The organism is Mediterraneibacter agrestimuris (assembly GCF_943193195.1).
In the GTDB taxonomy this organism is placed as follows: domain Bacteria; phylum Bacillota; class Clostridia; order Lachnospirales; family Lachnospiraceae; genus Schaedlerella; species Schaedlerella agrestimuris.
In genome coordinates this window covers 1-12776 of sequence record NZ_CALPDG010000036.1, presented here as the reverse complement: position 1 = coordinate 12776, position 12776 = coordinate 1, and the positions used below count along the sequence as shown (strand labels likewise).

The 12776-nt window shown below is 44.4% G+C and carries 10 protein-coding genes; 1 reads left to right on the top strand and 9 read right to left on the bottom strand.

Going from position 1 to position 12776, the window contains the following annotated elements:
- Positions 1-2: 2 nt before the first annotated feature.
- The 6 genes from NFS18_RS14560 to NFS18_RS14535 form a co-directional block, all read right to left on the bottom strand.
- Entirely contained in the window at positions 3-1190 is a 1188-nt protein-coding gene (locus tag NFS18_RS14560) for a thiolase family protein (protein WP_251391489.1), read from the bottom strand.
- Between the two features lie 78 nt (positions 1191-1268).
- Positions 1269-2012 (bottom strand): 3-oxoacyl-ACP reductase FabG, encoded by a 744-nt coding sequence (gene fabG / locus NFS18_RS14555; protein WP_251391487.1) that lies wholly within the window; start codon positions 2010-2012, stop codon positions 1269-1271.
- 114 nt (positions 2013-2126) lie between these two features.
- A complete protein-coding gene (locus tag NFS18_RS14550; protein WP_251391478.1) occupies positions 2127-3740 on the bottom strand; it encodes an acyl CoA:acetate/3-ketoacid CoA transferase in 1614 nt (537 codons plus the stop codon).
- A gap of 38 nt (positions 3741-3778) precedes the next feature.
- Positions 3779-5422, bottom strand: coding sequence for a class I adenylate-forming enzyme family protein (locus NFS18_RS14545; protein WP_251391476.1), 1644 nt, complete (start codon positions 5420-5422; stop codon positions 3779-3781).
- 77 nt (positions 5423-5499) lie between these two features.
- Positions 5500-6252: an IclR family transcriptional regulator gene (locus NFS18_RS14540; protein WP_251391467.1), complete on the bottom strand. Its 753-nt coding sequence runs from the start codon at positions 6250-6252 to the stop codon at positions 5500-5502.
- Positions 6253-6265: 13 nt separating this feature from the next.
- Positions 6266-6895, bottom strand: coding sequence for an RpiB/LacA/LacB family sugar-phosphate isomerase (locus tag NFS18_RS14535; RefSeq protein ID WP_251391465.1), 630 nt, complete (start codon positions 6893-6895; stop codon positions 6266-6268).
- Between the two features lie 450 nt (positions 6896-7345).
- Between NFS18_RS14535 and NFS18_RS14530 the strand changes: the two genes are divergently transcribed.
- Positions 7346-8659 (top strand): alpha-amylase family glycosyl hydrolase, encoded by a 1314-nt coding sequence (locus NFS18_RS14530; protein WP_251391462.1) that lies wholly within the window; start codon positions 7346-7348, stop codon positions 8657-8659.
- Positions 8660-8810: 151 nt separating this feature from the next.
- Here NFS18_RS14530 and tyrS read toward each other — a convergent pair whose 3' ends face one another.
- The 3 genes from tyrS to NFS18_RS14515 form a co-directional block, all read right to left on the bottom strand.
- Positions 8811-10034 carry a tyrosine--tRNA ligase gene (gene tyrS / locus NFS18_RS14525; RefSeq protein WP_251391460.1) on the bottom strand — a complete coding sequence of 408 codons (1224 nt, stop codon included), beginning with the start codon at positions 10032-10034 and terminating at the stop codon, positions 8811-8813.
- A 671-nt stretch (positions 10035-10705) separates the two neighbouring features.
- Positions 10706-11788: a tryptophan--tRNA ligase gene (gene trpS / locus NFS18_RS14520; protein ID WP_251391458.1), complete on the bottom strand. Its 1083-nt coding sequence runs from the start codon at positions 11786-11788 to the stop codon at positions 10706-10708.
- A 104-nt stretch (positions 11789-11892) separates the two neighbouring features.
- Positions 11893-12573, bottom strand: coding sequence for a phosphatase PAP2 family protein (locus NFS18_RS14515; protein ID WP_251391450.1), 681 nt, complete (start codon positions 12571-12573; stop codon positions 11893-11895).
- Positions 12574-12776 lie beyond the last annotated feature (203 nt).

Here is a 12776-nt window from a genome sequence, read left to right as displayed (position 1 = left end):
TTTTATTCATATTTTGTAAAATACATGGAAATCCCCTGACCGCCGCCGATACACATGCTGATCATCGCATCCTTCTTGTCGGTCCGCATCAGTTCATACATCACTTTTACTGTCAGAATCGTTCCGGTCGCTCCGATCGGATGACCGATGGAAATTCCGCCGCCGTAAATGTTGACCTTTTCCGGATCAAGACCCAGATCGCGGCTCACTGCAAAAGCCTGACTCGCAAAAGCTTCATTGATTTCAAACATGTCGATTGCTTTTAAATCAATCCCCAATTTCGCCGCCAGCTTTTCGCTGGAAAATTTCGGAGAGTATCCCATCAGTTCTGCATCAAATCCTGCCACTGCAAAGCCTTCGATCTTCAGCTTTGGAGTAACACCCAATTCTTTTGCTTTCTCCGCAGACATCACAACTACCGCAGCCGCACCGTCATTTAAGCTGGAAGAATTTCCTGCAGTCACACTTGCCTGCTCATCTCGCAGAAAGCAAGGTTTCAGTCTCGCCAGCTTTTCCATAGTCTGTCCCTCTCTTGGACCTTCATCGATGTCAAATACAGTCACATTGCCTTTGCGGTCCTTCAATTCCACAGGAAGGATCTCATCCTTAAACTTGCCGTCCTTGATCGCCTGGCATGCACGACGATGGCTTTCCACTGCAAAAGCGTCCTGCTCTTCTCTTGACACGTTGTATTTCCGTGCCACATTTTCTGCGGTTACTCCATTGTGGTTTCCATCCAGAGGCCATGTCAGGATGTCAATAACCCCGTCCTCAAAACTCTTGTGTCCCATTCTGGCTCCCCAACGCGCATCCTTTACATAGTAAGGAAGCTGAGAAATGTTTTCTGCTCCTCCAGCAACCACCACTTCTGCCTGCCCTGTCTGAATCTCCATTACAGCTTCTGCAATGGACTGCAGACCGGAACCACACTGGCGGTTTACAGAATAAGCGCAAGCCTCCTTCGGCATGCCTGCCTTTAAACTGATCGCACGTGCAATAAACCCGTTTTCTGCCACCTCACCGACCTGTCCGATTACGACCTCGTCTACATCTGCCGGCTGGATCCCTGCACGCCTTACTGCCTCAGCTACTACCATCGCACCCATATCAATGGCGGAGACCGTCTTCAAACTTCCACCGTAGCTTCCAACCGGAAGCCGCACACCACTTACGATCACTACGTCTTTCATTTTTCTTCTATCCTTTCCTTTTTCATTCTTTGTTGTCTTTTGCTTTTTTCATTTTTATTGAATCTTTCAAGTCAGGCTCTATACGATCATTCCGCCGCCCACATTGATGACCTCTGAGGTCACATATGCAGCCTCGTCAGATGCCAAAAATGCAACCATGTTTCCTACGTCTTCCGGCTTTCCGGCATATCCTGCCGGAATTCTCTGCATCATGCTCTCCCATGCTGCACCATCGTTTACTTCTTTTAATTTCAGTGTCATATCTGTCTCAATGAATCCCGGGCAGATTGCATTGCAGGTGATTCCCTTACGGGCGTTCTCCCTGGCTGCAGTTTTTGTCAAACCAACAACTCCCGCCTTTGCAGCTGCATAATTGGCCTGTCCGATATTGCCCAGCCAACTACCTGAGGAGATGTTGATCACACGCCCGTAACCTTTTCCCCGCATATATTTGATCGCTTCCTGTGTTCCGTAGAAAGTACCTGTCAGGTCCACATCGATTACCAGGTTCCAGTTCTCCACCGGCATTTTATGTAGCATGCCGTCTCTGTTGATTCCGGCATTGTTTACCATGATATCCAGTGTACCGTAAGTGTCGATCGCAAACTGCACCATAGCTGCCACTTCTTTCTGGTTTGACACATTTACCGTAAAACTACTTGCCTCGCCGCCTGCTTCTTTGATGACCGCTACAGTCTCATCTGCCGGAGCCATATCTGCCACAACCACTTTTGCTCCTTCCTTTGCCAGTTTCACTGCAATACCTCTTCCCAGGCCACGGCCTGCACCTGTTACAATTGCTACCTTGTTTTCCAGTCTCATGTTTTTTACACCTTTCCTTTTTTCTTTTATATTATTTTGTAACTATTCAGCCTTTGGGCTTCATAGTCACAGAATCCGCTCTATTTTAAATTTACCTACGGTGAATAGCGGATTCTATTTTTCCAATTTTTCTGCAGCAGCCTTTTCCGCTTTCTGAAGGACCTTCTTTTTCAATCCGGCTGCCCCATCTTGGAACAATACCGTATCCATGAACTTCAGGTTTTCACTGACGATCGGCTGGAAATCCATCATATCCAGCACCTGTGTCTTAAGGTCGATTCCCGGTGCAATCTCAAATAACTCCACACCTTCCTCCACAAGCCGGAACACAGCCCGTTCGGTCACGATATAGACCTCTTGTCCCTTTTCACGTGAGAGTATACCGTTGAAGGAATACTGTGCCACCTGTTTTACCATCTTGCGGATTTTTCCCTCTTTTATTATCGTCAGTCTGTTATTATCAAAAGAGAACTCACATCCACTGGCTGTAAAGGTTCCACAGAATACTACTTTTTTTGCATTCTGGGTAATATCGATAAACCCGCCGCAGCCGGTACATCTTGGACCCATTTTTGTAGCATTCACATTTCCCTCCCCGTCCAGCTCGCCAAAGCCCATAAAGGTTACATCCACTCCTGCACCATTGTAGTAATCCATCTGCTCATGATGTCCGATCATCGCATACAGGTTTTGACCAATTCCAAAATCAATGCCTCCTGCCTGCACACCGCCGTAGATTCCGGACTCTACGGTGATCATAATATCATCACTTAGTCCCTCTTCATTACTGATATTTCCGATAACGTCATTTGGAATTCCCGTCCCCAGATTTACCACACAGCCCGGATATACTTCTTCCACAGCCCTCCGTCCGATGAACTTCCGTACCGTCATTGGCAAAGGCTCGATCGCATTCTGCGGCACTCTCGTTTGTCCACTGTATGACGGATCGTATATCCATGAGGATGTCTGCCGGTGGTCAACATCCGGGTTATCGCAAACCACGATCCCATCGATAAACACACCCGGAACCGTTACATTTTTGGGATTCAGTGTTCCTGTCTGCACGACTCGTTTCACCTGAGCGATCACCTTGCCGCCGTAACGCTTCGCTGCCATCACCGCCGGAAGCACCTCCAGCTTCATGGCCTCCTCCGTGGTCGTTAAATTTCCCATCTCGTCACATTCAGTTCCGCGAATGATACATACATCAATCGGAATTTCTTTATAAAACATGTATTCTTCGCCGTGATACTCCATAATCTCCACAATATCCGGCTGTTCCTTCGTGCGTCTGTTCATTTTTCCACCTTCATACCGGGGATCCACAAACGTTCCCAGACCCACTTTTGACATTTTCCCCGGCAGACCACATGCCATACTCCGATAGAGCTGTGCGATCTGACCCTGAGGCAAGCAGTACGCCTCTGCCTTGTCATTTGCGATCATTTCCATCCATCGCGGCTGTAATCCCCAATGGGACCCAATGATTCGCTTCACAAGCCCTTCATGTGCAAAATGCTGGATTCCGTCTTTCCGGTCACTCTGCCCACAGGAATGTAAAAGCGTGATATCCGCCGGATGTCTTGTTTCCAAAAATGATTCTTCAATCGCCTTCAAAATCGATTCGCTGGCACTCACCAACGTCATACCGATCGGACAGACGGTCATACCGTCTTTGATATAACCCACTGCTTCTGTGGGGGTGATAAAATTCGCCTTTAACATATTGTTCTCCTTTTGTTGCTTTCGTTCTGACAAATACGTTAGGATTTGCTGTCTTCCATTATTTCTTTGAGCATTTCTCGCATCTTTCTTTTATCCGGCTTCCCGTTGGCAGTCTGCGGTATACTCTCCACCGCCAAAATTTTCACCGGGATCTTATATTTTGCAATCCGCCCTCTTAGGTACTGCCGGATTTCCTCTTCTGTCAATCCGCATCCCTTCTTAAGTTCAACCAAGGCTGCCGGCACTTCTCCATACATCTCATCCGTAAGTCCGACCACCGCCGCATCCAGAATACCCCCGATGGCAGTCAATTCATTTTCCACATCGTAACACCAGATTTTCTCTCCGCCGCGGTTGATCATATTTTTCTTCCGGTCCACCACATAAAGATAAGAATCTTCATCAAAATAACCTACGTCACCGGTATAGAGCCAGCCGTCCTTGAGGCTGTCCGTCTGCTGCCGGTAATATGCAGTCACTACATTGCATCCACGTACAGCAATCTCTCCGACTTCCCCGCATGACAGTTCCCTTTGTTCGTCATCCACAATTTTAAACATCATTCCCGGAATCGGTCTTCCTGAGGAACCGATACGTTTGCTTCCCGCCGCATCTTCCGGAAAAATTGCAGCCGGAGAACTGGTCTCTGTCAGCCCGTATACCGTATGAAATTTAGAATTCGGAAGCCATCGGTGCAGCCGTCTCAGTTTCTCCTGCGGCATATAACTGCTGCCGCAAACAAGCGTCACAAGATTCGGAAGCTCCGGTGTGTGTTCTCCTTCCTGCAAAAGCAGATGGAACACCGTAGGCGACGCATGAAGAAAGGTAAACCCATACTTCCGCGCCTCACGAACCACACGTGCGGCATCGAACAGTTTATGAAGATATAGCATTCCGCCGCTGCTTAAAAACAATCCCAGCAGCGCCACCAGTCCGGTAATATGATAAATCGGTGTCGCAATCACCGATACTTCTTTTTCTGTCACTTGTAAAATACGTCGGTAAGTTTCAATTGCATGCATGATTTGATAATTTTTTAAAAGAACTCCTTTACTCATGGAGGTCGTTCCCGAAGTAAACAGTAACATGGCATCTGCGTCCGGTTTTCCTGAGGGAAGATCTTCAAGCTCTTCAAGATCACGCTCTCTCGTCTCCCAGGTTTCATATAACGCACGATAACCATCTGCATGCTCTGTATACTTAACACACACGATCTGATTCAAATGATAATCTTTCTGAAACCATCCGGCATACTCATCTTCACAAATCAGATACTCCATATCCGACTGTTTTGCCAGAGAAAGCACCTCATCTTGCTTATATTTTCCCGGAAGACAGACCATGATTGCACCAAGCCGGATCAATGCATAGTACGTAATGCAATATTCGGGTGTATTATGCATCATAACTCCTACATGACTCCCCTGACAAATTCCTATTTTACCATACAGATATGCCGCAAATTCTTCACAACATTCCAGAAACTCCTGATAACTGTAAGCTCTTCCTTCATCACTCACAAGCGCTGTTTTTTCCGCATATTTGGAGACCGTTATTTTCACCGCCTCGCAGACATTATCCGGCAGATCGGGGAACGTCCACACTTTCCCGGCTTTCAGCATATATATTTCTTCCAGGTCCTCCGTAACCGACATATCCCACAACTCATTTCCGCTGATCATCCCACATCCTCCTGCATTCGTACGTTAGTAACCATTCAGCCTTCCGGCTAAATAATTACTGCTGCTTTTCTATATCATCAGCTATACTGATGTCCCAGCTCTTTGCTGATTTTTCGTGCGGCATTTCGCAGCTGAGAAACATACAGCCGCACATTTTCATCCGTCATCAACCCCACCGGCCCGGAAATCCCAATACTGTAACGTACTTTGTTCCGATAACTGAAAACCGGAACTGCCACGCAACGTACGCCCACAGATACCTCTTCGTTGTCTATTGAATATCCCTGTTCCTTGATTTTTCGCAGCTCTTGCAACAAATGTTCCTTGTCCAGAATCGTTTTTTCCGTATATTTTACATAATCATAGCCTTCCAATATTTGATCAAGCATGTCCTCAGGACGATATGCCAGAATACATTTACCTACAGATGACGCATGGATCGGCTCTATCATTCCTATTGTGGCAGAGACCGAAAAAGCCACTCTGTAAACCGTCTGGTCGATCACATAGGCCATCATATTGTTATACGCACACAAATGTACGCTCTGCTCCAGTTTATCAGACACACTTCGTATCACCGGCCGTGCAATTTCAATGATATTCAGGTTTCTCTCTGCTGCAGTTCCCAGATTCAGCAGCCGAAGTCCCAGACGATATTTTTTCGTCCGTTTATTCATCTGAACCATGTCATGACTGCGCAGCGTCTCCATAAGCCTGGATACTGTGCTTTTATCCACTTCCAGTACTTCCGCCATTTCGGTGATTCCCATCTCCGCATTTTCCGATAAAATTTCCAGAATCTTGATTCCCCTGTCTAATGATCGAACCATACGCTCTACCTCTCTATTTCAAAATTTCACAGATTTCACGGACAAGCTCATTTTTCTCCGTATTCTCCTCCAGCAAAGCAATAAAATCCACCCGCTTACGAATCGGTGCGAGTACCTCTTCATCCAAATCTTTCAGCGCCTGTGCCAGTGTCTTGTGAGTATGACCGGAAAGCTTCTCCAACATCGCCTTGCTGTGCTGCTGACTCTGAGCGCGTTCAAGAGGATAGCCCTGTCCTGCCGGATCCTTGAAAAGCTTCTCAAATATATACTGCAGATTAATATCTGCCGCCCAGCCATATCCCTTGTTCAATGCAAGTGAAATACAGTTTCCTCCGTTAATCTGAGAGAACAGCCATGCGTCTAACGGTTCCTGAATCAAGCCGCAGAACACATTCGGAAACTGCATGACCACATTCAGATACCCCTGTCCGGTTCCACAGCCGCCGACAACAAAATCACAGATTCCGCAATTGAGCAGAATCGCCGACATAATTCCGGTCTGAATATAGGTCAGAGGATTCTCCTCTGTCGGTTCATGCATACCCATGTTCAAAATTTCCACATTTTCATAAGCTTCCAGCGCCTTCACAATATCCTTATTTTTTACACATGCACTGACTTCATTCACAATTGCTATTTTCATATCTGACTCTCCTTTTGCGATACATTTTTCTCATGTTGTAAGACTTTGTACCAAATTTTTTGAAGCACTTCTTTCTGTTTAAATATAGCAATCCGGTACTCTCAAAACAACCAAATTTGTCATTCCTGTTGCGTATAATGCAACTCCATTTATTTTCATATCGCATACCCGGCATTTGTAATACACATGGTCTGCGGTAATTGAACTTATAACAGCGCAGGCATCACAGCCAATGTAGTAAATGCAGTCAGAAGATCCATCTTTAATTGTTGCTATGATAAATCTCTCTCATTTATTAAAATGTATTAAATAATATAAATAGTATTGTCAATTCTATAATATATCAGTATTTTTCTGAATTTTTTAGAAGTAACAATATTTTCTGTTGTTCTTACTTAACTTATGATATATTTATAGACAGATATTTCTTATTAAAAGGCAGGTATTTCTATGTGGGCTTATAATGAAACATTTTATCAAATTTACCCCATCGGATTCTGCGGCGCCCCGGTTCACAATGACGGGATCACAGTTCCGCGAATCCGCAAAATCGCCGAATGGAGCGATTATCTGGAAAATCTCGGAATCGGTTCTATTATCCTGAATCCGATTTTCGAGTCTGACAACCATGGTTATGACACAAGGGATTTTAAAAACATTGACTGCCGCCTTGGTACAAATGAAGATTTCAAGGCAGTCTGCGAGACGCTGCATGCGCATCATGTAAAAGTTATGCTCGATGGAGTATTTAATCATGTAGGACGTGGTTTTTGGGCTTTTAAGGATGTACAAACGAAGAAATGGGACTCCCCGTACAAGGACTGGTTTCATATCAGTTTTGACGGAAACAGTTGTTATAATGATGGTTTCTGGTATGAAGGCTGGGAAGGACATTTTGAATTAGTCAAACTAAACCTTCAAAATCCGGCAGTTGTAGATTATCTTCTGGACTGCGTGCGGTTCTGGATTGAAGAATTCCAAATTGACGGTCTTCGTCTGGATGTTGCCTATAGTCTGGATCACAATTTCATGCGCCGTCTGCACGGATTCTGTGAAGAGCAGAAACCGGGCTTTGCCTTAATTGGAGAAGTTTTATTTGGAGATTACAATTTGATTGTAAATGACGAAATGCTTCACAGCTGTACTAATTATGAATGTTACAAAGGTATCTTCTCGAGTTTCAACAGTATGAATCTGTTTGAAATTGCACATTCTTTGAACCGCCAGTACGGACCGGAACAATGGTGCATTTACCGAGGAAAACACTTGATGAATTTTGTAGACAATCACGATGTTACAAGAATTGCCAGCATTCTGACAGATCCAAAGCATTTACCGCTTGCTTACGGCATTCTCTTTGGCATGCCGGGAATTCCGTGTATTTATTATGGAAGCGAATGGGGTGAAGAAGGAAAGAAAGCGCCGGACAACGACTATGCACTTCGTCCGTGCTTTGAAGAGCCAAAGCCGAATGAACTAACCGAATATGTAAAACAGCTGATCGCCATCCGCAGGGACAGCGATGCACTTTGCAACGGAGGATATCACAATGTGGTGATCACCAATCATCAGCTGATCTTCGAGCGGAAAACAGATTCCGAGAGAATCCTCGTTGCAATCAATGCTTCCGATGGGGAATTTACTGGAAATAATGGTGAATTACAGGGAGCATATACTGATTTGATCACAGGCAATACAGGCAGTCTGAACGGACAGTTAACAATGCCGGGGTACAGTGTGCAGTATCTAAAAATGAATATCTAACATCTAAAACAGACAAATAATAAGAGAAGATGAACATGCTCCGCCGACCGGATTTACTAAAATGTTCATCTTCTCTATATTCTTCTCAAATGAGATATTTAAGACATACAACGTGCTGAAAAAATCCTTAGCACACTTTTATTTGCAATAATTATTTTACAACCACCTTACGGAAATTCTTCTTTCCTCTTTTCAGAACAATACCGTCTCCGGCAAATTTTTCCTTCTCGAACACGTCATGAATATCTGTCACTTTCTCTCCGTCTACAGAGGCTCCTCCTTGCTGCACCGCGCGTCTTGCCTCAGATTTGGACGGAACAAGTCCGCTCTTTGCAAGCAGTGTCAAAATATCAATTGCACCATCTGTAAAATCCTCTTCTGTCAATTCCGTGGTAGGCATATCTGCCGCATTCCCCTGACTGAACAATGCGCGCGCGCTTTCCTGTGCTTTCTTCGCCTCTTCTTCACCATGTACGAGACTCGTCAGCTCATATGCAAGAATTTCCTTCGCCTGATTGAGCTGTGCGCCTTCCCATGAATCCATCTTATCAATCTCCTCTATCGGCAGGAAGGTAAGCATTCGGATACACTTCAAAACATCCGCATCACCTACATTTCTCCAATACTGATAAAAGTCAAATGGAGAAGTCTTGTTCGGGTCAAGCCATACCGCACCGGATTGTGTCTTACCCATCTTCTTGCCCTCAGAGTTCAAAAGCAAAGTGATAGTCATTGCACTTGCATCTTTGCCTAGTTTACGGCGGATCAGCTCTGTTCCTGCCAGCATGTTGCTCCACTGATCATCCCCGCCAAACTGCAGATTACATCCGTAATTCTGATATAATGCATAGAAATCGTATGCCTGCATGATCATGTAATTGAACTCAAGGAAACTCAAGCCCTTTTCCATTCTCTGCTTATAACACTCTGCACTCAGCATACGGTTTACACTAAAGTGTGCCCCAACTTCACGCAGCACTTCGATGTAGTTCAAATCCATCAGCCAATCTGCATTATTTACCATCAGCGCCTTTCCTTCTGAGAAGTCGATAAATTTGCTCATCTGCTCCTTGAAACAGTCACAATTATGCTGAATTGTCTCCGGTGTCATCATCTGGCGCATATCGCTTCTTCCAGACGGATCACCAATCATCCCTGTACCGCCGCCAATCAGTGCGATCGGCTTATTCCCTGCCATCTGAAGACGTTTCATCAGACAGAGCGCCATAAAATGTCCCACATGAAGGCTGTCCGCCGTCGGATCAAATCCGATATAAAATGTTGCTTTTCCATTATTGATCAGTTCTTTGATCAAGTCTTCATCTGTGACCTGTGCAATCAGACCACGTGCCTGCAGTTCTTCGTAAAGTGTCATGGTTTTGTTCTCCTTTTTCTGTTAATCGATAGTTCGCACTGTGAGGAGAGTAAAATAAAGAATATGCCCCGGCACATACCCAGGAGGGTTTTTATGATACAGGGAATACAGTTCCTAATAGTATAAAAAACTCGTCCTCACACAACGTAAGGACGAGTTATTACCCGTGGTACCACCTTGATTCACAGCAGATTCACACCTGCCGCCTCATCAGCAACTTATGTTCTCTCTGTACAACATGCATTGCCATAGCATTTTAACGTCTGCCAGTCCGTCACAGCCTACTGTTAACCACCCTTATTATTCCGGGTCTTTTATGTTCGGTGTGCAGCTCCGAGATGTATTCGTAAGTTACAGTATCATGCGCCTCTCATCCCCCGGCTGCTTTCTGTTTTTGCTGTAAGTTACTACTTGTTCTCTTCTTTGCTTTTATCTATGCTGCTTATATTAACGCATTATCTGTATATTTGTCAAGCCATTATTTATTATTTTAGTAACAGTTCAGCCATGCGCAAATCTACAAAAACGAATTGGTAAGCTTGCTTACAACAAGACGTTTTTTGTAGGATTTGTATATGGCGTTCTGCCATAAGCGAGAATTTGCGCTGCATAGCAGCGTATAGGTGGTGAAACCGCCAATTCGAGCTGTTATGGCTGAACTGTTACTGATCTTATGAAAATCTCTCAGCCTGACTCTGAATCAGTTCATGATCGTCAAAATAGTTAATTTTCATTGCTTCTTTCACTTCTTTCAATGTCTGTGCAGCAACAGCCTCTGCCTTCTCGCTTCCCTTCTTAAGAACATCATATACATATGGTATATCTTTCTGATATTCTTTTCTCCGGTTGCGGATTGGTTCTAATTCTGCCTGAAGCACGTTGTTCAAGAAACGCTTCACCTTCATATCGCCCAGTCCGCCGCGTGTATAGTGATCTTTCAGTTCCTGAAGGTTGTTATAATCTGGCAGGAATTCCCCAAAATACTCATCTTTACAAAATGCATCCAGATAAGTAAATACCGTATTACCTTCCAGTTTACCCGGATCCGTCACCTTAATGTGTGTTGGATCGGTAAACATACTGAATACCTTCTTTTGAATCTCTTCTGGCTCTTCTGACAGATAAATACAGTTGCCCAGAGATTTGCTCATCTTTGCCTTACCGTCTGTTCCCGGAAGGCGCAGGCATGCCTTATTATCCGGCAGAAGAATCTCTGGCTCAACAAGAGCCTCTCCATATACAGAATTAAACTTTCTAACAATTTCCTTTGTCTGCTCCAGCATTGGAAGCTGGTCTTCGCCTACCGGAACTGTTGTTGCCTTAAATGCTGTAATATCTGCCGCCTGACTGATCGGATAGGTAAAGAATCCTACCGGAATACTGGCTTCAAAATTACGCATCTGAATCTCAGACTTTACTGTAGGATTACGCTGTAGTCTGGACACAGTCACCAGATTCATGTAATAGAATGACAACTCACACAGTTCAGGAATCTGTGACTGGATAAATAGTGTAGATTTCTCCGGATCCAGTCCACATGCCAGATAGTCCAACGCCACTTCGATAATGTTCTGACGTACCTTCTCCGGGTTATCCGCATTATCTGTCAGCGCCTGTGCATCTGCTATCATAATGAATATATCATCAAACTGACCGGAATTCTGCAGCTCCACTCTTCTTCTTAATGAACCTACATAATGTCCCACATGCAGCTTTCCTGTAGGTCTGTCCCCTGTCAATATAATCTTGCCCATGTTTTTAGTCCTCCTCATTTCTCTGCCCTTTTAAATGCAGCAGTTTCGGCAAAAGCTGAAACTGCTGCAAAATCCCGTTTTATATTTTATTTATAATTTAGATTCTATTTTCCATGAAAAACCGTTCTTTGAACAACATGCGGCACCTGCTGACGTTCTGTTACATATACAAACTGATACAGTGCATATGCCATCACAAACGCTCCCACCACATCGATCACCGAATGCTGTTTCAAAAATACCGTTGCCATGATAATCAATGCTGACAAAATATAAGCTCCCATGCACACCTTCTTATGCTTCCGAAGCGCCGCGCTGTTACTGACCGCAATGCAGGCAGCAACAGAATTAAACACATGCAGGCTTGGAAATACATTAGTCGGCGTATCCGCCCGATACACCGCCTTTACCATATCCGTAAAGATATTATCCCGCGGGAACACATACGGACGAAGCGTCAGACCATTGGGCATCAGTGTAGAAATCACAAGAAAAATCGTCATCCCTATAAAACTCAGCTTTGCCAGCTTGTAAAATCCTTCCACATCTGTGAAAAAGAAATACAAAAATACGGCTGCAATAAAAACAAACCACAGCAAATATGGTACGATAAAATACTCCACAAACGGAATATAGTCATCAATCCGCGAAGAGATCACATAATAATGCTTTGTCACATGCTCTTCCAGATATAAAAACCATGGCATATACAGCAATGCATAACTGAATACCCATGCATGCTTATACTTTTTTAAAAAATTCAATGCTTTTGCCTTGAAATTCATATAATCGAACGCTCCCTTAAATATAAATCCCCACTTCGCTTATACTTTCCTCAGTATCAACTGTTTCCGATTATAGCACGATTCTCATATGACAACAACACAATTCATAAAACCTTAACAAATAATTGTAACAGTTCAGCCTTCGGCTTCCTGTTACAGGCATCAAGCCATGCAAAACCACTTCGTGGTGGCTTGATGCATCC

Excerpts from the sequence above, each read along its gene's own strand:
- NFS18_RS14560 (WP_251391489.1), bottom strand. The coding sequence starts at position 1,190 with ATGAAAGACGTAGTGATCGTAAGTGGTGTGCGGCTTCCGGTTGGAAGC.
- fabG (WP_251391487.1), bottom strand. The coding sequence starts at position 2,012 with ATGAGACTGGAAAACAAGGTAGCAATTGTAACAGGTGCAGGCCGTGGC.
- NFS18_RS14550 (WP_251391478.1), bottom strand. The coding sequence starts at position 3,740 with ATGTTAAAGGCGAATTTTATCACCCCCACAGAAGCAGTGGGTTATATC.
- NFS18_RS14545 (WP_251391476.1), bottom strand. The coding sequence starts at position 5,422 with ATGATCAGCGGAAATGAGTTGTGGGATATGTCGGTTACGGAGGACCTG.
- NFS18_RS14540 (WP_251391467.1), bottom strand. The coding sequence starts at position 6,252 with ATGGTTCGATCATTAGACAGGGGAATCAAGATTCTGGAAATTTTATCG.
- NFS18_RS14535 (WP_251391465.1), bottom strand. The coding sequence starts at position 6,895 with ATGAAAATAGCAATTGTGAATGAAGTCAGTGCATGTGTAAAAAATAAG.
- NFS18_RS14530 (WP_251391462.1), top strand. The coding sequence starts at position 7,346 with ATGTGGGCTTATAATGAAACATTTTATCAAATTTACCCCATCGGATTC.
- tyrS (WP_251391460.1), bottom strand. The coding sequence starts at position 10,034 with ATGACACTTTACGAAGAACTGCAGGCACGTGGTCTGATTGCACAGGTC.
- trpS (WP_251391458.1), bottom strand. The coding sequence starts at position 11,788 with ATGGGCAAGATTATATTGACAGGGGACAGACCTACAGGAAAGCTGCAT.
- NFS18_RS14515 (WP_251391450.1), bottom strand. The coding sequence starts at position 12,573 with ATGAATTTCAAGGCAAAAGCATTGAATTTTTTAAAAAAGTATAAGCAT.